The sequence below is a fragment of the Snodgrassella gandavensis genome (genome assembly GCF_914768025.1).
In the GTDB taxonomy this organism is placed as follows: domain Bacteria; phylum Pseudomonadota; class Gammaproteobacteria; order Burkholderiales; family Neisseriaceae; genus Snodgrassella; species Snodgrassella gandavensis.
The window spans coordinates 64,499-85,745 of record NZ_CAJZCE010000007.1 but is presented as its reverse complement, the minus strand read 5'-3'; the positions used below and the strand labels follow the sequence as shown (position 1 = coordinate 85,745).

General features: G+C 44.7%; 14 protein-coding genes and 2 tRNA genes. 11 read left to right on the top strand and 5 right to left on the bottom strand.

The window, feature by feature from the left end; genetic code table 11:
* Positions 1 to 82 precede the first annotated feature (82 nt).
* Complete coding sequence (locus tag MJ764_RS06770; protein ID WP_239325794.1) at positions 83 to 2,197, top strand: condensation domain-containing protein; 2,115 nt, start codon at positions 83 to 85, stop codon at positions 2,195 to 2,197.
* A gap of 74 nt (positions 2,198 to 2,271) precedes the next feature.
* Here the strand turns inward: MJ764_RS06770 and MJ764_RS06765 are convergent, their stop codons facing one another.
* From MJ764_RS06765 to MJ764_RS06750, 4 genes are all read right to left on the bottom strand, one after another.
* Positions 2,272 to 4,137, bottom strand: coding sequence for an AMP-binding protein (locus MJ764_RS06765; protein WP_239325792.1), 1,866 nt, complete (start codon positions 4,135 to 4,137; stop codon positions 2,272 to 2,274).
* A gap of 391 nt (positions 4,138 to 4,528) precedes the next feature.
* On the bottom strand, positions 4,529 to 4,930 hold the full coding sequence (locus MJ764_RS06760) for a helix-turn-helix domain-containing protein (RefSeq protein ID WP_239325790.1): 402 nt from the start codon (positions 4,928 to 4,930) through the stop codon (positions 4,529 to 4,531).
* 259 nt (positions 4,931 to 5,189) lie between these two features.
* Positions 5,190 to 6,107 carry a hypothetical protein gene (locus MJ764_RS06755; protein WP_239325788.1) on the bottom strand — a complete coding sequence of 306 codons (918 nt, stop codon included), beginning with the start codon at positions 6,105 to 6,107 and terminating at the stop codon, positions 5,190 to 5,192.
* Positions 6,108 to 6,673: 566 nt separating this feature from the next.
* Positions 6,674 to 6,749, bottom strand: a tRNA-Phe gene (locus tag MJ764_RS06750).
* 256 nt (positions 6,750 to 7,005) lie between these two features.
* On the opposite strand from MJ764_RS06750, the gene ampD reads away from it, so the two are divergent.
* From ampD to galU, 4 genes are all read left to right on the top strand, one after another.
* Complete coding sequence (ampD, locus tag MJ764_RS06745; protein ID WP_239325787.1) at positions 7,006 to 7,590, top strand: 1,6-anhydro-N-acetylmuramyl-L-alanine amidase AmpD; 585 nt, start codon at positions 7,006 to 7,008, stop codon at positions 7,588 to 7,590.
* A gap of 106 nt (positions 7,591 to 7,696) precedes the next feature.
* Complete coding sequence (locus MJ764_RS06740; protein WP_239325828.1) at positions 7,697 to 8,959, top strand: cell division protein ZipA C-terminal FtsZ-binding domain-containing protein; 1,263 nt, start codon at positions 7,697 to 7,699, stop codon at positions 8,957 to 8,959.
* 91 nt (positions 8,960 to 9,050) lie between these two features.
* Positions 9,051 to 11,471 carry an NAD-dependent DNA ligase LigA gene (gene ligA, locus MJ764_RS06735; protein WP_239325785.1) on the top strand — a complete coding sequence of 807 codons (2,421 nt, stop codon included), beginning with the start codon at positions 9,051 to 9,053 and terminating at the stop codon, positions 11,469 to 11,471.
* Positions 11,472 to 11,476: 5 nt separating this feature from the next.
* Positions 11,477 to 12,349 carry a UTP--glucose-1-phosphate uridylyltransferase GalU gene (galU, locus tag MJ764_RS06730; protein WP_239325783.1) on the top strand — a complete coding sequence of 291 codons (873 nt, stop codon included), beginning with the start codon at positions 11,477 to 11,479 and terminating at the stop codon, positions 12,347 to 12,349.
* Between the two features lie 130 nt (positions 12,350 to 12,479).
* Here galU and rtcR read toward each other — a convergent pair whose 3' ends face one another.
* Positions 12,480 to 14,108 (bottom strand): RNA repair transcriptional activator RtcR, encoded by a 1,629-nt coding sequence (gene rtcR / locus MJ764_RS06725; RefSeq protein WP_239325781.1) that lies wholly within the window; start codon positions 14,106 to 14,108, stop codon positions 12,480 to 12,482.
* 321 nt (positions 14,109 to 14,429) lie between these two features.
* On the opposite strand from rtcR, the gene MJ764_RS06720 reads away from it, so the two are divergent.
* From MJ764_RS06720 to MJ764_RS06695, 6 genes are all read left to right on the top strand, one after another.
* Positions 14,430 to 14,502: transfer RNA gene (locus MJ764_RS06720), tRNA-Trp, on the top strand.
* Positions 14,503 to 14,781: 279 nt separating this feature from the next.
* Positions 14,782 to 16,356 (top strand): slipin family protein, encoded by a 1,575-nt coding sequence (locus MJ764_RS06715; RefSeq protein WP_239325779.1) that lies wholly within the window; start codon positions 14,782 to 14,784, stop codon positions 16,354 to 16,356.
* Positions 16,357 to 16,406: 50 nt separating this feature from the next.
* On the top strand, positions 16,407 to 17,633 hold the full coding sequence (locus tag MJ764_RS06710) for an RtcB family protein (RefSeq protein ID WP_239325778.1): 1,227 nt from the start codon (positions 16,407 to 16,409) through the stop codon (positions 17,631 to 17,633).
* Positions 17,634 to 18,299: 666 nt separating this feature from the next.
* The gene (locus tag MJ764_RS06705) at positions 18,300 to 19,844 is read left to right on the top strand and encodes a type I restriction-modification system subunit M (protein WP_239325777.1); all 1,545 of its coding nucleotides are present in this window, start codon (positions 18,300 to 18,302) and stop codon (positions 19,842 to 19,844) included.
* On the top strand, positions 19,841 to 20,041 hold the full coding sequence (locus MJ764_RS06700; RefSeq protein WP_239325776.1) for a hypothetical protein: 201 nt from the start codon (positions 19,841 to 19,843) through the stop codon (positions 20,039 to 20,041). Before MJ764_RS06705 ends, MJ764_RS06700 begins: the two co-directional genes overlap by 4 nt.
* Positions 20,038 to 21,246 carry a restriction endonuclease subunit S gene (locus MJ764_RS06695; RefSeq protein WP_239325775.1) on the top strand — a complete coding sequence of 403 codons (1,209 nt, stop codon included), beginning with the start codon at positions 20,038 to 20,040 and terminating at the stop codon, positions 21,244 to 21,246. Before MJ764_RS06700 ends, MJ764_RS06695 begins: the two co-directional genes overlap by 4 nt.
* Position 21,247 lies beyond the last annotated feature (1 nt).

Sequence of the window (21,247 nt, the reverse complement as noted above, 5' to 3'; positions counted from 1 at the left end):
GTTCCTCGTGTCTCATCAACACTCGGGCATTCATTAACAGCTACTTATTCGTCTTCAACAGGACAAGATAGGATTAAAAAACATGTCAAACACAGATGCAGCAACAGCACCATCTTTAGCCAATGAGCATGAAGAATACATCTGGATGCAACAATTGCAGGAACCAGAACAAGTCAAATATCAGCTCGCAGCATGGCAGATAAATCCACAGCCTGATTCAGCCATACTACATAAAAGCATCCACAGCCTGCTGCAAATGCATATGGATTTGAATACCCGCTATGAATTTACCGCAGATGGCGATTTATACAAATATCCTGATGCAGACTGGACAGCCTGTGTGCAGAATGAGCAAGCACCGCAAGGGCAGGTTACTGAATTATTATCCATACTGGCTCAGCAACACTGGCAGCCGGAAACCACCCCGCCTTTTCTGGCCAGCATAATCAGCACAGAAAACAGCATCATACTGGCCTTGCGCCTGCATCCCGTGCTGGCGCAACAATACACACTGGCAGAATTAATCGAAGCAATTCAGAGCAGCTACACCAAATTCAGCGGCTCACAGCAGCGGTTCGAACTAACCCCCATAGATTTAAGCAGCTTAAACCCGCCAACAGCACAGCAGACACAGGATAACAACACAGCAGCGCTGGCCGGCATCATACTGGCCGAGTTCAGAAACACACTGGCCGAACCAAACATGACCCTTGACGATGACTTTTTTGATTTTGGCGGCCATTCGCTGCTGGCCACCCGCGTGATTGGCAACTTACAAAACAAGCATGGCATTAAACTCAACTTCAATGATTTCTTTAAATCACCCACCGCCCGTGCACTGGCCACTATTGCTCAGCAGACGCAGCCGGTAGCTGCCGCAGTTCAAGCGCCGCCTGAGCAGCAGGCACCCCTAACACTGGCGCAGGATTTTTTATGGCAGGCTTACAGTGCCTTTGATTTCAGCCCCATCTACAATTTACCCTTTGCCATTGAATTTCAGCAGCCGGTTAATGAAGCAGCATTACAACAGGCATTTAAAGATTTAATCATCCGCCATGTCGGCCTGCGCACCCTGTTTAAAACCGCACAGCAGCAAACCCTGCAATACACCGTTCCCGTTACCGAACTGAAACACTATCAATGGTTCTGGCCGAGTAGCGACAGCAACGACGCTACTTTAGCCACTGAGGCCGCCTACAAATTTGATCTTACCCGTGAACTGCCGCTCAGAATTCGCCTGTTCAAAGCCGCCAACGGCCACACCGTTTTATCGTTTCTGGTGCATCACATGGTAATAGATGAATGGTCTTTAAACACCATCATGGCCGATTTAAACCTTGCCTATGCAGCACGGCTGCAAGGAAAAGCCCCCGCGTGGCCGAACAGCGTGCCCAGCATTCACGAATTTGCCCGCAGGCAACAGCAAAACGGCATTAACCAGCAACATCTGGACTACTGGCGCAGCCGGCTGCAAGGCGCAGTAACCGGCTTAACCCTAAATCCAGCCGCCCCAGCAGCAGAAAATACCACCCCACAGGTAGCATGGCGGCAAATCGACTTTGATTCAGCCTTTCACCACAACATTTCCGCCTTTGCCAAAGCCCATCACGCCTCCATATTCAGCGTGTTTTACACCGCCATTGCCACCGTATTGCAAAAAGAGGGCAACTTACAAGAAATCGTGATTGGCACCTCCGCTTCAGGCCGTACCGATCCCAATTATTTCGATACCGTCGGCTACTTCACCACCATGGTGGCGCACCGCATCCAATTCAGCCCGCAGCAATCTTTCGCTTCATTACTGGCCGATACCAGCGAACAAATCAACGAATCCATGACCTATGCCGATATCCCGATTAACTACATCCAGCAGGCAATCGGCATTCCCGCCAACCAAGGCCTAATGTTTGATGTTTACATCCATATCCATACCAACAACGCCCTCAACGGCCAGCTCAGCACCCCGCAAGGCGCTATCCCTTACCGGCAGATACTACCCGAGCGCAACGAATCCATGTTTGGGCTGCACTTTGAAATCATGGAAAACCAGATTAATAACCAGCATAACCTGAGCATGATTATTACCTATCAGGCACACCGCTATCCAACCGCGGTGGTTGAGCGCATCGCCCATGAAGTGAAGCAGCTATTAAGTGAACTGGCTGTACAGATATCAGCACCAAGTGCCAGCCAGTAAAAATCCCCGCATCAAACAAATCAAGTGCTTAAAATCACAATTAAGTACTTGATTTGCGCCAGCACTATCAAAACCTAATTCAGCATCTTCTGCTGCACCTGCTGCACCACATCCTGCACCGTTTTACAACGCACCAGTGCCGGCGCATCCAACTGCACATCAAACTGTTCAGCAATCCGCTTGGCTACCAGCATCAACTGTTTCAGGCGCATACCGATGGCCAGAATCTCAGTGTGCACAAAAATATCACCTGCATCGTCTGCCTGTTGCGGGCGGCAGTCACGAAAAATAGCCACAACACCATCTGCCACCGCCTGATTTTGCCCCGCTGCGGCCACCGCCTGATACAGACGCGCCTGCGCCATCTGCTGCACCAGCTTCCTGTCTACTTTCACATTACGCGTGAGCGGAATCTCCTCAATAGCCAGCCATCTGGTGGGAATATGCGACTTGGGCAGACTGGCCATTAAGCTTTCCTTTAACACACCAATATCCACCTGTTGCCCGCCCGGTGGCAGCGTATACACCGCCACCAGCTCATGCATAGAAGTAACCGGATGGGTACAGCACACCACCACACAATCCTGTAAACAGCCGGATTTAGCCAGCACCGCTTCCACCTCCGCCGCTGAAATCCGCACCCCCTTGATTTTCAGATAACCCTCAGTACGCCCCGCAAAAATAATATTCCCATCCGCACGTACATAGCCCAAATCACTCATGCGCAAAGCAGTTTTTCCCGCATCGCATTGTAGCGACACAAAATCGCCGGTCAGCAACTGCCCATCAAGCAAATAACCATTGGATAAATTCACCCCCGTCATATACATCTGGCCGACTTCGCCCAGCGCACACGGCTGTAACTGCTCATCCAGAATATAATATTGATTGTGTGGCAAAGCCCGGCCATAAGGAATCACATCCACATCCGCAGCAGTGATTTCATGCCAGATACTCCAGATAGTAGTTTCCGTAGGGCCACCCAGCGAAAACAAACGCGCCTGTGGCAGATGTGCTCGTAAATACTGAATCAGCCCCGGCTTAATATAATCGCCGCCCTGTGCTACCAGACGCAGCGATTGCAACTGTTCCACCCGAGCCACACTGCATAACATATCCACAATTGCCGGCACACTTACCCAAAGCGTAATCCCATAAGCAGCCACCAATTGCGCCCATGCACCCGCATCCTTTACTTGTGCTGGCGTCGGAATCACCAGCGAAGCGCCGAGTGCCATAGCCGCAAAAACATCAAATACCGACATATCATGGTGAAAGGGCGTAACCGCCATCAGTACATCGTCCTGCTGCACATGCCATCTGCCAATCGTCTGCCCGAGCACATTGGCCGTAGCCAGATTATTGAGCACCACACACTTCGGTGTCCCCGTACTGCCAGAAGTATACAAATAATAAGCCGCGCTCCTGTCCAGCCGATAGCAGCATTCAGGTTGCTGCGGCAGCGGCGTCGCCAGCGCCTCATCAATCAAAACACATTGCCGGCCGTCTACCTGTGTCTGAGCAATCAGCACATCAACCTTACTGTTAGACAGCAAATAGTCGCGTCTGGCCTCAGGTGCATCCATATCAACCGGTAGCCAGATAATGCCCAGCAGGGCACAGGCTAAAACAGCATAAACATGCTGCGCACTTTTGGGCAGACAAACCGCCACCACCGCGCCCGCCTGTAAATTTTTTTGCCGCAAAGCGTGCATGATTCTGGCCACATTCTGCCCCACCTGTGGATAACTAATGGCCTCACCAGCATAAAACAGCGCCGTTTTATCCAGAGCAGCACCAAACAGATTGTGCTCGATATATTTCAGAAAACAAAACTCATCTGCCGCTATCGCCGCATTTTGCAGATTCTGTGCCGATACATTATTCACACCAGATTGAAAAACCTGCTGTTGCTGTAATCCAGAAGTATCAGATTGCATGTAAGCTTTCTCCCAAAAATATAGACTGAAACCGATTGCCATCCACCAGAGACAACATTCTATACAGGCTTAACTATTTTTAAAAGATAATAATAATTATTTTCATTTATATGCAACAGCATGATTAGAAAAATTTTTATCAGAAACATCCATTGCAGCAGCCAGCCAGCAGATGCTTACACAAGCTGCTATCTCCCCAATCCGGTAGTTTAAGAGTTGATTTTCGATATAGCCGGATGCAGTCAATCAGCAATCCCTGTCTGGATTGAAGTTCCGGCATTATCGAAACTGCTTTGCAGTCAAAACCAGTTATGGAGCTGTTTGTGAAATACAGTGGCAATAGAGAAAGCATCAAACATAGTGTAACGCTTCCTCTATTGCGGTATTCTGATTATTCGGCGTAATTAATCGCGCCGTGCCTGTTGGGATTGGCTAACAGCGTATACACAGCAATACTGTGTAGCACACCGGCAGAATCATATTCATGCCGCCGCGTCGTCTCAATTACATAGCCCTGATTGCGTAATTCATTAATACGTGATGCCGGACTACAGATACCCAATGCGCGCAGTTCCAAAGTACTATGCGGCTGTTCACGCAAACATTGCAGGATAAAACTGCGCTGAGTGGCGTAACTGGTGTCTGCCAGTGGCTGAGCGGCTGCATCATTGTATTTTTGGGCTGAAATAGCAGCAGTAGAGGTATTATTCATTATCTGCCCTCCGCATTTATTGACAGCTTGTGCGGTGATATCAGACAGGGATGCAGCCGGTAATATTGATTTGCCAGCCATGCTTTGCTGGATACTGGTAACAGGCTAAGTTTGAGAAAATATGTTTTATCAAACTTATGATTTGAGATGGTTTTGACCCATGCGCTACCCATACCTAAAGCCTTGATTGTGAAAAGTACAGTTGCTTTTACTGGTTTATTTGTCATACTGCTTGCCTTTATTATGGCTGTTAAACACAGGCAGAAGATTAATTAACGCGAAGAATCAGTTAAATGAACCAGCATGCTGATTTCCTGAAATAGCGTGTTGATTTCCAGAATCAGCTTGATGATTTCCCCATTTCCTGCTCAAAATCTTTTATCCAGTTTCTAATTGTTTTGTCGGTTAAATTGGCATCTTTGGGCATAGGTAAAATATTTGTCAGCGCTTTTTCGTGCATATCGTCTATAAATTTTTGCTTTGCTCCTCGCTGTATAAAACCATCTTTTGCCTGTAACCAATACTTTTTCATGGCTTCTTTGGTACCAACTTTTTCGTATGGGCTTTTTTTGGCTTTACCAGCGTTAGAGGCAGCTTGTCTTTTATATGCGGAAATGATCCCGTCGGTTGACTGAGCTAATTTCTTATAATGTTGGATATTCTTATAACTTTCTGCAATACAAATAGATTCTATTGCAGCAGTTGCATAAAATACGTCAGCATTGGGAAATGGAGAAAAAAAACTAGTATTCTTTAAATATCCAATCATCATTATAGCCATGATTGCAAATATTTTTTCTTCCGTACATTGCTTAAAAATTGTTTCAAAGCCGTCTTTAAAGTGACCATTTTCAATGGCCATGTTTAATAAAAGTAATGGCTCTTCTATCAGCATATATGGATGATGTTTAGAAAGAAAGACAGGTTTTTTTCCTGGTAGATGTAATTTAAAAGATTTACAAAATTGTATTAAAGATTTTCCTAAGTTGAAAACTGCATGCTTTATTAAGGTGAAATTTTCATCAGAATAATCGCTAATTTCTAAAATGTCTGTAATACGTACAAAGGTACCTTTAACATCGAAGTGGCCATAATCTGTTATATCCCGAAAAGACCGGATTTGATACATTGAAAAATCGATACCTTCTTGGGTGCATCTATTTTTGATATCTTTAATTTCTTTAGTTAATGAATTTTTAATCCATTTATTAGCATCTACACTATCATATTGTTGGTCAATATTATCAATCTTATCCATAACATTCCCACAGTTAGAAACAAAGAAATAATATTTAAGTATTTTAGACTAGCAAGGTATATCCTAGTTAAAATAAAAGTTATAGATTCGTGGTTACCTTTCAGCTAGTTTACTTATACTTTCTATTCTTATTATTATGTTGTTTTGACTAAATTTATAGATATATAGAAAAATCTACATATCCGTAAATTATTCTAATCATTTGAAAAATATTATAATGTAGATTGGTTATGCTAATTTTTCTCTGCACAAACGGGTTTAATGTTTTCCGATTATATTAAAAAAAGCAACTTTTTTAATATGAATTAAAGGCGAAATTATATTGTACTCAACATTAATAGTACTAACTTAAAAATTAAGCTATTAATAAATTAACTACTAATATAATATAAAAATTCTATTTATTAAACAAAAAATATCTACTCAAGATGCCTATTTTTTCTGATATATTTTATATCTAATTCTTGTTTTGAATATTCATTCTAAACTTAACTTAATAAAGAATTATCTGATTTATTTTTATACTTTAAACAGACAAAAAAATAACCGCATTTAGCGGTTACTAATGGTGGCCAGAGGCAGGATCGAACTGCCGACACACGGATTTTCAGTCCGTTGCTCTACCGACTGAGCTATCTGGCCATCGGGGAAGAGTGCGCATTAAACCAGATATAAACTCTCTTGGCAAGTATTTTATGTGTAAGATTGTATATGTAGCTGTTTATTTAATGGAAAAAGTCTGATTTTGCCTGTTTGTTGCACTATGTACGATTTTGATTTTGCCTGTTTAGGGCTAATCGCAGCTTATTTCCCGGGTTGTGGCCTGTCTCTTCGCTAAATGTGGACGATTAAACCAAGCTGTATTAAGGTAAGCACTTTTATCACAAAGGCAAAGAGGATGCAGGGCGAACAAAAGCCGCTATGGACAGACGGCTGGTTACAGCAGTGTACACATGTGCCGTCACCGAATTTCAGCCAGCGCCCGCAGCAAGCTGAGGTATCGCTGGTGGTATTGCATAATATTTCCCTGCCGCCGTTTGAATATGGGCAACAGGCCGTGCAGCGTCTGTTTACCAATCAGATTAAGCCGGATGAGCCGGATGATTTTATGCGTTCGCTTATCAACTTACGGGTATCAAGCCATTTTCTGCTGGAGCGCAGCGGGGCATTAACCCAGTTTGTTTCCTGTGACGATGCTGCTTTTCAGGCCGGAGTATCGCGTTTTGACGAGCGAGAGGGCTGTAATGCGTTTTCAATCGGGATTGAGCTGGAAGGCTGTGATTTTGAGCCGTTTACAGAATCGCAGTATACGCAGTTAAATAAATTATTGCTGGCACTGTGTGAGCGTTATCCGATTCGGGCGATTACCGGGCATCAGCATATAGCGCCGGGGCGTAAATCTGATCCGGGGCATTTTTTTCAGTGGGACAGGTTGCGTGCCTGGGGCTTGCCAGTGATAACGAAATATCAGTGGCCACTATAGTTTAAGGCTGCCGGCAGGGGTATTTTTGGTTATAATTCTGTCTAGCTGTTAATTAAACTGCGGCTTCCGCAAATTGCCTAGTAGGAATGTAATGAGTGATTCTGTATTGATTATATTGGTGGTGGGTGCGGCGTTCATTCTGGCAGTGCTGGTCTATAATGTTTATCAGGAAAGCCAATACCGCAAACAATTGCGTGAACAGTTTGGACACGCCAATAAGGATGCTTTACTGGATAGTCAGGTGAATTCTGTACGTGATGGCGCTCAGGCGCAATCTGTGCTCAATGAGAAAGCTGTGCCGCCAGAAAGTGAGGCGGGTATGGCTGTCGATTCATCTACCGAACCGACTGAATCTGTGGCTACTGGTGAGGAAACTGAGCCTGAAGCCAGTGATGGCCATATACAGGAAGAAAAGGTAGCCACTGCACAACCGCCGGAGCTGCCTGCTGCTGACGAGGGTGCAGCCCCGGAAAGCCCGCCCGTATGCAGTGATATGGAATCGTTATCACGAACTATTCCGGTAAAAGGGCGCAAAACCTTGCTGGATTTGCGTGATATGGCCAAACAGCCGCTGCCATGGTTTGATGTGCGCTTTGATTATCTGGCTTATATCGCTTTATATGAGCCCAAAGAGTTGCACGCCATGCCGCGTTTGAGCAGCCGTTCACGTTTTCGGCTGGTGGGCTGTACCATGGATGACCGTTATCAGGTGGCTGAACCGATTCCCAGTGTTTATTATCAGGGGTTTGTGGTTGGCTTGCAGGCCATCAGCCGCAGTGGCTTGATCACGCATGAAGAGCTGGTACATTTTGGTGAACAGGCCAACCGTTTTGCCGAGCAAATGGATGGCCAATTGCTGTTAACGGATATTAATACTTTCCTGAATGTTGCACGGCCACTGGATGACTTGTGTGCCCGGGTTGATCAGACAATTGCTATTCATCTGGTATCACGCACTAATGTAAGTGGTATGGAGTTGCGCTCGGCGGTTGAGCGGCAGGGGTTTGAACTGGGGCATGATGGTGCATTCTACTATGCCGATAGTAATGGTGAACCTTTGTTCAGTATTGTAACGCTGGATAACTCACCATTTACTGCTACATTGTTAGCAAATCAAAATTATCGTGGATTCAGTATGTTATTTGATATAGTACACATACCGAACGGCGAAAAATGCTTTGATCAGTTTATGGATATGGCCGTTAAGCTGTCCAGTCAGCTAAGCTTGGATTTGGTCAACGATAAGGTGGAAGAGTTGTCCACAGAATGGTTGCGTGAAGTACGCCGCTATGTGGTTGACCGGCAGAAGGAAATGAAGCAGGTTGAGCTGAAGCCCGGAAGTGAGCTGACGAAAAGGCTGTTTTCCTGATATTGCCTGTATTTTTAATTTTATGATGAGATGGCAAGCCGCAGAATGGGGGTTGCCATTTTCTTTTTAGCTGCTTGAAGGAATAACTGGAATGGATACAGTGAGCGAACAGCAAATTATCGATTTAACCGCACTGCTTAATCGCTATGCACATGAGTATTATGATCTGGATGCGCCTACTGTACCGGATGCAGAATATGACCGGTTGTTCCGCGAGTTACAGGCACTGGAAGAGCAGTATCCGCAATGGCGCCAGCCGGATAGTCCCAGTATGCGCGTGGGCGGACGCGCACAGCAAAAATTCACTGCTGTGGTGCACCAGATTCCGATGTTGTCGCTGAATAACGCGTTTTCGCCGCTGGACGATAGTAATCAGTTTGACCATAGTGAAATGCATGCTTTTGATAAGCGCGTGCGTGATGGTCTGGGTGCTGAGCCTGAATATATTGTGGAACCGAAATTTGATGGTCTGGCCATCAGCTTACTTTATCGTGATGGTTTGCTGGTGCAGGCTTCAACCCGTGGTGATGGCTATACCGGCGAGGATGTAACTGAGAACGCGCGCACGATTGTGAATATTCCTTTGCGTCTGCATGGGGATAATGTGCCCGACGTGCTGGAAGTGCGCGGTGAAGTGCTGATGCTGAAAGCGGATTTTGAGCGGCTTAATGCACATCAGCAGGCAGAAAATCAAAAAACATTTGCCAATCCGCGCAATGCAGCAGCCGGCAGTTTGCGCCAGCTAGATCCGAAAATTACTGCACGCCGGCGTTTGCATTTCTATGCTTACGGTATTGCTAGACTGGACGAGCATTTTGTGCCGGATAGTCACAGTGAAGAGCTGGCGCTGCTGGCGCGTTTGGGTTTGACCATACCGTCACAGGATACCTTGTGTTATCAGGCTGATATCAAAAAGGTACTGGCATTTTATGAGCAGATTTATCAGATACGCGCTGATTTGCCGTTTGGCATCGATGGCGTGGTAATCAAGGTGGATAATCTGGCACAGCAGGAACAGCTTGGTTATGTGGCGCGGGCACCACGCTTTGCCATTGCACAGAAATTTCCGGCTGAGGAAATGCTCACTACAGTTGAAGCAATTGATGTACAGGTTGGGCGCACAGGCGCGATCACACCGGTAGCGCGTTTAACACCAGTATTTGTTGGTGGCGTAACCGTTACCAATGCAACTTTGCATAATGAAGGTGAAGCACAGCGTAAGGATGTGCGAGAGGGTGATACGGTCATTGTACGGCGTGCCGGTGATGTGATTCCGGAAGTTGTGTCTGTGGTACTGGCGCAGCGGCCAATGGTGGAAGAACAGATAGATTTACTCACGCCGGCAGAGGCTGTGCCAAAGTTTCCGCCTTTCCGTATGCCACAACAGTGTCCGGTTTGTGGGCATGAGATTGTGCGCGAAGAAGGGGAGGCAGTGGCGCGCTGTAGTGGCGGTATGCTGTGTCAGGCACAGCGGGTACAGGCACTGATTCACTTTGCATCACGCCGGGCGATGGATATTGAAAATCTGGGCGAGCGGCAGATTGAGCTGCTGGTCGCACAGGGGCGTGTGCATCATTTTGCCGATGTATACCGTTTACAACTGGCCGATTTGCTGGCCATGAAACAGCAGGCCAAGCAGGAAGCAGCGGATAGTGCAGAAGCAGCGGCGGATGAGCTGGCCTTATCCACTACCGGTAAGGCAGCCAAACAGCAACCTTCCCGCTGGGCAGAAAATATTCTGGCCGGTATCGATGCCAGCCGCCGGCGTCCACTGGCCAATCTTATCTACGCTTTGGGTATTTTTCATGTGGGCGAACGCACAGCCAAGCAGTTGGCACAGGCGTTTGGCGATTTGGCCACGCTAACTCAGGCTACGGAGCCATTACTGGCCTGCTTGCCGGATATCGGTACTGTTGTGGCGCACTCAGTAGCGTATTTTTTCAGTCAGGAAGACCAGACTGGTCAATTGCAGGAATTGCTTGATGCAGGCGTAGCACCACAGGCAGAAACCCGCCGTATACCATTGCATGAGTATTTTGCTCCTGAGCGAGTACTGGCACGCCTGCCCGGCGCGGGTTTAACCGCAACGCGGGCGCAGAAACTGTGGCAACTGGTGGGCATGGACTGGGCGCAGCTATTAACCGACAAGGCCTTACCGGAAAGCTGGCAGCACTGGTGCGCTCAGCCGGAAAACCGCTTATTATTGCAAAAAACCATTGCTTTACGTGAGCAATTACTTGCCGGCCAGCCAGAAGAAATAGCACCGGCAGCCAATGAAGCTGTTGCCGGCAAAACTTTTGTGTTAACCGGCACATTGCCAGACTGGTCGCGGGATGTGGCGCAGCAGCACATTGAAGAAGCCGGTGGCAAGGTTAGTGGCAGTGTGTCGAAAAAAACCGATTTTGTCGTGGCCGGTGCTGAAGCAGGCAGCAAGCTGACCAAAGCCGAGGCACTTGGTGTTACCATACTGGATCAGGCTGCGTTGATGGCTATGTTGGGAATTAAAGAGTAGAACTGATGAAAGCAGAACCAATCCGTAAATGTGTGTTTCCGGTAGCTGGTATGGGAACACGGTTTTTACCGGCTACCAAAGCCAGCCCGAAAGAAATGCTGCCGATTGTGGATAAGCCACTGATTCAGTATGCAGTGGAAGAAGCTGTGGCTGCCGGCTGTACCGAGCTGGTATTTATTACCGGCCGCAATAAGCGCTGCATCGAAGATCATTTTGATAAGGCGTATGAGCTGGAAACCGAGCTGGCCTACCGTAATCAGAATAAATTACTTGATTTTGTGCAGGATATACTGCCACCTAATGTCACTTGTCTGTATATTCGCCAGCCGGCAGCGCTGGGACTGGGACATGCGGTGCTGTGCAGCCGTGCCGCTGTGGGCAAAGAAAACTTTGCGGTGGTGCTGGCCGATGACCTGATTGATGCCCAGCCCGGCGCATTAAGCCAGATGATGGATGTCTATCATCGTACTGGTTGTAATGTGCTTGGTGTAGAAAATGTTGACCCCCAACAGACCGGTGCTTACGGTATTGTGGAAACTGCCCGCGAAGATGGCTTTGATTATGTCAAAAGTATTGTGGAAAAACCGCATCCGGATGAAGCACCTTCGCATCTGGGCGTAGTGGGGCGCTATATTTTATCTGCCCGTGTGTTTGATTTTCTCACTAATTTACCGCGCGGGGCAGGCGGAGAAATCCAGTTAACCGATGCGATTGCCCGCTTGCTCACCGAACAAAAAATGATTGCTTATGCTTTTGCCGGCAGACGCTATGATTGTGGTGATAAGCTTGGCTATCTGGAAGCAACAGTGGCGTATGGCATGAAGCATCCGCTGGTGGGTGAAGAGTTTAAGAAACTGCTACAGCGCATGGTGTGTTAATAGCATGACTGCCTGCTTACAGCTTTGCCGGCAGTCTGATTTATTGTGGTTATGATTTCAGGGTAAATTATCAAAGATAGTGATTGCCGATAAATCACCTGATATTCAAGTTTAAACAGTTATGCCGCTTCTAAATGACGTGATGACTACTATCTTTTATCTGCTCCCAGCTTAAATCAAATTTGGCCAGATATTTTTTCAGCCTGTCGGCATCATTGGCACGCTGTTTCTGTGCCCGTGATACAGCAAACAGATAGCGGCCGGCCTCGGATAAGGTTCGGCTTTTGCGGCATACTTCAATCACCTTTTCTAGCTGATAGCGGTCGAATTCATCAATTTCAGCCGGAATCAGCGCATCGGCTGGTGTTGTTTGCTGCCAGTGTTGCTGTAAGCGCTGAATTTCGTCTTCAACCTGTGCCAAAGTGATATTACCTTGCGTGGCCAGTGTAGCCATACGGGTAATGGAGGCAGTGAGCTCACGGAAATTGCCCGTCCATCGTGCGGTAGCTGAAGTGGCAAAGTTTACATAGCGGGTTCTGGATTGCTGATTAAAGCGTGGCATAGTGCCATATTCCTGTGCATAGCGCGCCAGCTCAAAATCAATATTCGGCTCAATATCTTCTTTGCGTTCTGCCAGACCGGGTAATTGGTAGCTCCACAAATTAATCCGTGCATATAAGTCTTCCCTGAATGCGCCACAGGCAATTGCCTGTTTTAAATCTTTATTGGTGCCGGCAATCAATTGAAACTGGCTGGAAACCAGTTTATCCGAGCCCAATGGATAAAAATGCTTTTCTTCAATGGCTTTGAGCAGGATAGCCTGTTCATCCAGCCCCAGCTCACCGATTTCATCCAGAAACAAAAGGCCGTTATCAGCCTGTTTGAGCAAGCCACTTCTGGCCATGCTGGCACCCGTATAAGCACCTCTGCTATGGCCAAACAGCGTGGACATGGCATTATCCCCAGTCAGGGTAGCGCAGTTAATTTCCACAAATTGGCCGCTTATCTGATGCTTATTCAGCTTAAGCTGGTAAATTTGCCGGGCAAGAAATGACTTACCGGCGCCGGTAGGGCCACACAGCAGGATAGGCGCATGGGAGCGGCTGGCTACCTGTTCTATTTCAGTAATTAACTGATTGTAATGCGGGTTTCTGGTGGCAATGCCGGATTTGAGTAATTCAGTAGCTTGGCCGGCGTATTGCTGAAAGCGGGTCAGAATCTGGTCGTAGCGGTTCAGATTCAGGTCAATAATGTTGATTTGTCCGCGGCTGCATAGCTGTTGATGCTCTGCCGGCTCAGTTAACGCCGTTTCATGCCGTGCTGCCCCTTTGGTCGGCGATAATTGCAGCAGTCTGGCCGGATAAAAGCGTGATTCTGCCAGCAGAAACCAGCAAATCTGCATAACGTGCGTGCCAGTAGTAATATTTAAATAATAATTTTCCTGTTCATAATCAAATTGATAGCTTTTGGCTAAATCCAGTAAACAGGTATACACCTCCTCAAAATCCCACGGGTCATGTATATGCACTGCAACCGGATTAACCTGTGTATCTGGGGCAATGGTTTTAATATCCTGAATAATTTCAGCCAGTAACTCATTATCATTGACTTGATAAAGCAGCTCAAAGCGGGATACCGGCAGTTCCGGATGATTACAGACATCAACCGTTGGCCGCCAGCGCTCCCAGCGTTTTCTGCCTTTACCGCGCTGGTCAAGCACATTGCCTAAAAAGCCGAATACCACGTTTTGCCTGTTCATAGGATTATTTTACCGGTTTATAAATATAAATAAAATTATATATAAATTTATAAAATCATGTTCGATTTAAGCAATGAATGACTGGCAAGTAATTTTAAAATTTAATTATTTAATTAATAAAAATAATTATCTATAAAAATTACCTAAAAAAATTTACCTGTTGGTACAGTAATTGCAATAAAGCCTGTGTCTGCAATACATGCTGTCTGATATGGCAGTCAGGTGCATAGCGAATGCAGCCGGATTCGCCGCAAGGCCAATTCATTTGCATTATCAACATGTATTCCTGAGTATAAAAGACACCTCCCTTTCACGGAGTATTTTTGAAAAGCTCACTGGATAGAGCAATTGGCACCAAACCAATCTGTGACAGGTTCGATTCCTGTTTCAAAAATCACATAGTAATACTTGTAGTATTAAGCAATACCAGTCAGTAAATGGGAATAAGCAGAGTAGTAAAAGCTTAGGCACAGGAAAAACCGGTTAACCGGGCAAACTCAGCTATAGTTGTTTTTGTCTGGGTAAAAAAACCGGATAGCAGGCAAAATATTTATTAACCATGATCAGGCAGTGATTAGATTATGGTGAGGAATCTTTCCCCTGTTATTTCGTTACTTAATCCGTTTGAGTGTGTTCATCCTGTTTACTGGCTGCAATAGACAGGAGAATTAATATGTTGACCATAATCGATGTAAAAAAAGGTGAGCTGGCTGTTGTTAATAAACGGGATGAGATAAATACCATCGTTAGCGCCGGCCGCCATACTTTCTGGGATCCTTTTTCTGCAATAACGTATTCTCTGGTGGATTTGGCCGATACTGAAATCGAGCCGAATATCGCCGAAAAACTGCTTAATTTTTATCCGCAACTAGTAGAAAAATATTGTCATTATGTCAATGTGGCTGATAATGAAATTGCCCTGCGCTATGAAGAAGACATGCTGGTAGAAATTATAATGCCCGCTACCAAAGCACTGTACTGGCAGAGTTATAAAGCACAATCAATTAAAAAAGTCACTTTGCAGCAGGGCTACCGTTTGCCGGATGAAGTAGCGCTGGAACTGATACAGGCCAAAAATACCGCCAGACTCATTACCGGTATCGACAATATCAAACTGCATTATTTTGTAGATGAACAGATTGGTACCCTGTTTGTGGATAACCAGTTTGTGCAGATTATTCCGCCCACATCTGTAATTGGCTTATGCGAATTCAAGCATAAGCTTGTACTGGGAAAATTCAAATTACAGGACAACCGTATCGATGACCTGCTGGCCGCCACGATTGAGCAGAATGCACCGGAGCAGATGCAGCAATACTGTGTACAGATGCAGGTAGGCGCTAATCAGGCCGGATTACGCTTCGAGGATGACCTACTGGTAGAAATCCTGCCGCCGGGCACAAAAAGATTATATTGGCAGAATAATTGCAAGCAGCACATGCAGACTATCGAGCTGGCTGCCGGCTACCAGCTTTCAGAACAAATGGTACAGCAATTATTACAGCCTAAATTGCGTCAAAAAGAAGTGATTGGTGACAGCAGCGTGCTGATTGCGCAGGTACCGGCCTATCATGTTGGTGTATTAAAAGTAAATGGCAAAGTAGAGCAGCTACTGGATGCCGGCATTACCGCCTACTGGCGCTTTAACCGCGAAATCAGCGTTGAAATCGTAGATACACGCTTGCAGACCGTCGAAATCTCCGGGCAGGAAATTCTAACCCGCGACAAAGTAAATCTGCGCATCAATCTGGTGGCTAACTGGTGCTATACCGATGTATTAACTGCTTTTGCCAAAGCTGCCCAGCCTGTGGAACTATTGTACCGGCAATTGCAATTTGCCTTACGCGAAGCAATTGGTACCCGCACGCTGGATGAATTGCTGGAAAACAAGGACGTGATTGATGAAGTCATCAATGCGCATATGCAGGCGAATATGACAGGCTATGGAATTGAAACCATTAGCGTAGGCGTGAAAGACATAATTCTGCCGGGCGACATGAAAACCATTCTGGCGCAGGTAGTGGAGGCTGAAAAAGCGGCACAGGCCAATGTAATCCGTCGCCGCGAAGAAACTTCCGCCACCCGTTCCTTGCTGAATACCGCCAGAGTAATGGAAAACAATCCGGTGGCTTTACGCCTGAAAGAAATGGAAACACTGGAACGCATTGCTGAACGCATCGACAAAATTTCAGTTGTGGGCGGTCTGGATCAGTTATTACATGGTTTGATTAACATTCAGGCGAAATAGCAGCCTAACCTATGCTGATTGATTAAACAGAAAAATAATGAAAGATAAAAATGCAAAAATATGAAGTATTAAAAGAAGATAAAACCCGTCCGGTAAAAATGTGGACTAAAGGCGTACCAGTAGAAGATATCGCCAAAACACAACTGCTTGAAACCGCACAACTGCCCTTTATTTTTAAGCATATTGCCGTAATGCCGGATGTGCATCTGGGACGAGGTTCTACCATTGGCAGCGTGATTCCCACCACCGGCGCGGTTATTCCGGCTGCGGTTGGCGTAGATATCGGCTGTGGCATGATGGCGGTACAGTTGTCGCTTACCGCACAGGATTTGCCGGAAGACTTAATGCCATTGCGGCTGGCGATTGAAAAAGCCGTACCGCATGGCTCCACCCCGGGTAATAAAAAATATGATAAAGGTAGCTGGCATAATCCGCCACCGATTGTACAAGAGTACTGGCAGCAGTTATTGCCCGGCTTTGAAAAACTCACCAGCAAATATCCGCGCTTTTTAAAAGCCAATAGCTTGCATCATCTGGGCACACTGGGCAGCGGTAATCACTTTATCGAAGTTTGTCTGGATGAAACTGATCAGGTATGGATTATGCTGCATAGCGGTTCACGTGGTATTGGCCATGCCATTGGTCAATATTTCAGTGAGCTGGCGCAAAAAGAGATGAAAAAGTATTTTATTGATACCTATCTGCCCAATAACGATCTGGCGTATTTTGCTGAAGGAACGGAATATTGTCGTGATTATCTGGAAGCTGTGCATTGGGCGCAGGACTTTGCCCGTGTAAACCGTGAAGTGATGATGCACAATACCATTGCTGCATTACGCAAAGTGATTGATGTGCCATTTACCACGCATCTGCAAACAATAAACTGTCATCATAACTATGTGCAGAAAGAACAGCACTTTGGCCAGAATGTTTTTGTTACCCGTAAAGGTGCAGTTTCTGCACGCGAGGGCGAACAGGGGATTATTCCGGGCTCAATGGGGGCAAAAAGTTATATTGTGCGTGGTTTGGGTAATACAGAAAGTTTTCATTCCTGTTCGCATGGGGCAGGGCGGGTAATGAGCCGCGCCGAAGCCAAAAAGAGATTTACCGTTGCCGACCAGATGCAGGCCACCGCCCATGTAGAATGTCGTAAAGATGCGGAGGTAATCGACGAAATTCCACTGGCGTACAAAGATATCGATGCCGTAATGCAGGCACAGCAGGAGCTGGTGGAAATCAGGCATCAATTGCGTCAGGTTATCTGTGTCAAAGGCTGATGATTCAGCTGCTTTTGCTGTATCAGGTATTTAGCCAGCTCAGACTGGCTACTGAATATAATCATTGCAATAAAAAAGGATGGCTGTGCCATCCTTTTTGGTGCAATCAGGAAATGTAAATATCTACCTGCGCATTTAAGGCATTGTATGCAATCAATGCCCGCCGTGGTTCAACTGCATCACCTATCAAGGGTAATAACGCCATTATCCGCAGCCAGCGCATCTTCGATTTTCTCTCTCTCAGTCGGTTAAATACCAAATTAAATGCAAATTATTACTGCTAAAATCACGCTATAGGAAAAAATAAATACTTGTAATGAAAAAACTTTCTCGGCTGATGCTGCCATAAAATAATTGACTGGCTGAGCAATACAGCCAACACCAGAAAAATGAATTATGTCGATTCATCACTGCAAAACTGCAATGCGCCGACTTGTTATAAAGTTTGCTGCCAGAATCAATCGCTACCTGTAAAAGCAAGATACACAGAATGCAGGCTAGAACCTTGATATCGAAGAACCTATAACGCAGTTATTGCCTGGTGGCGTATATTATTTTGTACCCTGATGCACCAGTAAGCAGCCGTGCTGATAAAATACACAATTACCGCTTAGATATCTTAATAAGCCTAATATTTAACACACAGATTTTTATTGGAATTTAATCATGGCCATCAGTATCCAGCAACGAGACCAATTACAACGCCAAATATGGAAAATTGCCGACGAAGTAAGAGGCGCTGTCGATGGCTGGGATTTCAAACAATATGTACTTGGCACCTTATTTTATCGCTTTATTAGTGAAAATTTTGCTGATTATATGCAGGCTGGCGATGAGAGTATTGATTATAAATCAATTTCCGATGATAAGATTACCGACGAAATTAAACAGGATGCCATTAAATCCAAAGGCTATTTTATCTATCCTAGCCAATTATTCTGCCATACCGTTGCCGAGGCCAATACCAATAAAGACTTAAATACCCACTTGGCCAATATTTTTAATGCGATTGAAAGTTCGGCTATTGGTTATCCTTCCGAAAGCGATATTAAAGGGTTATTTGCTGATTTTGACACCACCAGTAACCGCTTAGGTAATACCGTAGCCGACAAAAACAAACGGCTAGCTGCCGTACTCAATGGCATTGCCGAGCTGGATTTTGGGCAATTTGAAGATAACCATATTGACGTGTTTGGTGATGCTTATGAATATTTAATCTCCAATTATGCTTCTAAAGCCGGTAAATCAGGAGGAGAATTTTTCACCCCGCCGAATGTATCCAAATTAATCGCACAATTAGCCTTACATAATCAAACAAAGATCAATAAAATCTATGACCCGGCGGCAGGCTCAGGCTCTTTATTGTTACAGGCAAAAAAACAGTTTGATAAGCATATCATTGAGGATGGATTCTATGGTCAGGAAATTAACCATACCACCTATAATCTTGCTCGTATGAATATGTTTTTACACAATATCAACTACGATAAATTTGAAATTGTCTTAGGGGATACACTACTTAATCCTAAGTTTGGCGACGAAAAGCCATTTGATGCCATTGTTTCCAATCCGCCTTATTCGATTAAATGGATTGGCAGTGATGACCCAACCTTAATCAATGATGACCGATATGCCCCTGCTGGCATACTCGCGCCAAAATCAAAAGCCGATTTTGCCTTTATTCTGCATGCATTAAGTTACTTGTCTGAGCGAGGGCGAGCGGCGATTGTTACCTTTCCGGGTATTTTTTATCGAGGTGGTGCTGAGCAGAAAATCCGTAAATATTTAATCGATAATAATTTTGTCGAAACCGTGATATCACTGGCACCAAACTTATTTTATGGTACCTCGATTGCGGTCAATATTCTGGTACTGGCGAAAAACAAAACCGTTAGAACCACACAATTTATGGATGCCAGCAAGCTGTTTAAAAAAGAAACCAATAATAATGTCCTAACCGATAAGCATATTGAAGAAATTATACAAATATTTGATAGTAAACAAGATGTCGAATATTTTGCCAAATCGGTTGCTAATCAAACCATTGCCGACAATGACTATAATTTATCGGTAAGCTCATATGTGGAAGCCAAAGATACCCGTGAAGTAATTGATATCCATAAGCTTAATGCGGAATTAAAAGACACTGTGGCTAAAATTGATCGCTTACGCGCCCAAATTGATGCCATTGTGGCGGAGATTGAAGCATGAGCAATAATCACATTGAAATTTACCATATTAATAATCAACAAGTTTGTATTGATGCTTATTTTAAAAAAGCAACTGTTCAGAAAATCCGAACAGTTCAACAACATTCACGAAATGTTTATAGTGGGGTAGAAATATCTTATCTGAAAACCATCAACGTATTAGCAAATAAAGCGAAACAGGAAAGTCGCAAGAAATGAGTAACAATTCAAATATGCAAAACAGTATCGCTAAGCTACTTGATGGGGAAGCGGTTGAGTGGAAACCATTAGGGGAAGTAATAAAATCTTTGAAAACGGGGCTAAATCCACGAAATAACTTTAAGTTGAATACATCCGATGCTATGAATTTCTATATAACTGTTCGAGAAATTCAGAATGGAAAGATAGTCTTCCTTGATAAGACTGATAAAATTAATAACCAAGCTTTAGAGCTTATAAACAACCGCTCGAATTTAGAGGCTGGCGACATCTTATTTTCGGGGACAGGGACGGTAGGAAAAACAGCTGTTATTGATGAAAAACCTAAAAATTGGAATATCAAAGAAGGAGTCTATGTAATAAAACCTGTTCAAGAAATAGTTGTTTCAAAATACTTATCTCATTTATTTAATTCAAAATATATAGTAAATGAATATAGTAAAAAAATTGTTGGTTCGCCAGTTATTAGTTTACCAATGAGTGAATTAAAAAAAATTCAAATTCCTATTCCTTCGCTACACATACAGACTGAAATCGTCCGTATCTTAGACACTTTTACAGAGCTTACAGCAGAGCTTACAGCAGAGCTTACAGCACGGAAAAAACAATACGATTATTATCGAGATAAATTATTGACATTTAAAGAGGATGAGGTTGAGTGGAAGACCTTAGGAGAAATAGCAGAAAATCTTGATTATATGAGGAAACCTGTAACAAGTGGCCTAAGAAAGTCAGGTAGCATACCGTATTATGGAGCATCTGGTATTGTTGATTATGTAGAAGACTATCTTTTCGAAGAAGATTTATTGCTTATATCAGAAGATGGCGCAAATTTATTAGCAAGAAATACTCCTATAGCATTTAGTATTACAGGCAAGACTTGGGTAAATAATCACGCTCACGTATTGAAATTTAAGACTTATGGTGAACGTAAGTTCATTGAGTATTTTTTAAATAATATAGATTTAACACCTTATATTTCAGGTGCTGCACAACCTAAATTAAATCAAAAGAATTTAAATAGCATCAAAATCCCTATTCTTCCGTTGACAAAGTTAACTCAAATTGTCGAAATCTTAGATAAATTTGATGCGTTAACAAATTCCATGACCGAAGGTTTACCGTGTGAGATTGAGTTACGCCAAAAACAGTACGAATATTATCGGGATTTATTATTGGACTTTCCTAAGGTGGAAGATAAATAAG

Coding starts and splice junctions, on each gene's coding strand:
- MJ764_RS06770 (WP_239325794.1), top strand. CDS start 83: ATGTCAAACACAGATGCAGCAACAGCACCATCTTTAGCCAATGAGCAT.
- MJ764_RS06765 (WP_239325792.1), bottom strand. CDS start 4,137: ATGCAATCTGATACTTCTGGATTACAGCAACAGCAGGTTTTTCAATCT.
- MJ764_RS06760 (WP_239325790.1), bottom strand. CDS start 4,930: ATGGCTGGCAAATCAATATTACCGGCTGCATCCCTGTCTGATATCACC.
- MJ764_RS06755 (WP_239325788.1), bottom strand. CDS start 6,107: ATGGATAAGATTGATAATATTGACCAACAATATGATAGTGTAGATGCT.
- ampD (WP_239325787.1), top strand. CDS start 7,006: ATGCAGGGCGAACAAAAGCCGCTATGGACAGACGGCTGGTTACAGCAG.
- ligA (WP_239325785.1), top strand. CDS start 9,051: ATGGATACAGTGAGCGAACAGCAAATTATCGATTTAACCGCACTGCTT.
- galU (WP_239325783.1), top strand. CDS start 11,477: ATGAAAGCAGAACCAATCCGTAAATGTGTGTTTCCGGTAGCTGGTATG.
- rtcR (WP_239325781.1), bottom strand. CDS start 14,108: ATGAACAGGCAAAACGTGGTATTCGGCTTTTTAGGCAATGTGCTTGAC.
- MJ764_RS06715 (WP_239325779.1), top strand. CDS start 14,782: ATGTTGACCATAATCGATGTAAAAAAAGGTGAGCTGGCTGTTGTTAAT.
- MJ764_RS06710 (WP_239325778.1), top strand. CDS start 16,407: ATGCAAAAATATGAAGTATTAAAAGAAGATAAAACCCGTCCGGTAAAA.
- MJ764_RS06705 (WP_239325777.1), top strand. CDS start 18,300: ATGGCCATCAGTATCCAGCAACGAGACCAATTACAACGCCAAATATGG.
- MJ764_RS06700 (WP_239325776.1), top strand. CDS start 19,841: ATGAGCAATAATCACATTGAAATTTACCATATTAATAATCAACAAGTT.
- MJ764_RS06695 (WP_239325775.1), top strand. CDS start 20,038: ATGAGTAACAATTCAAATATGCAAAACAGTATCGCTAAGCTACTTGAT.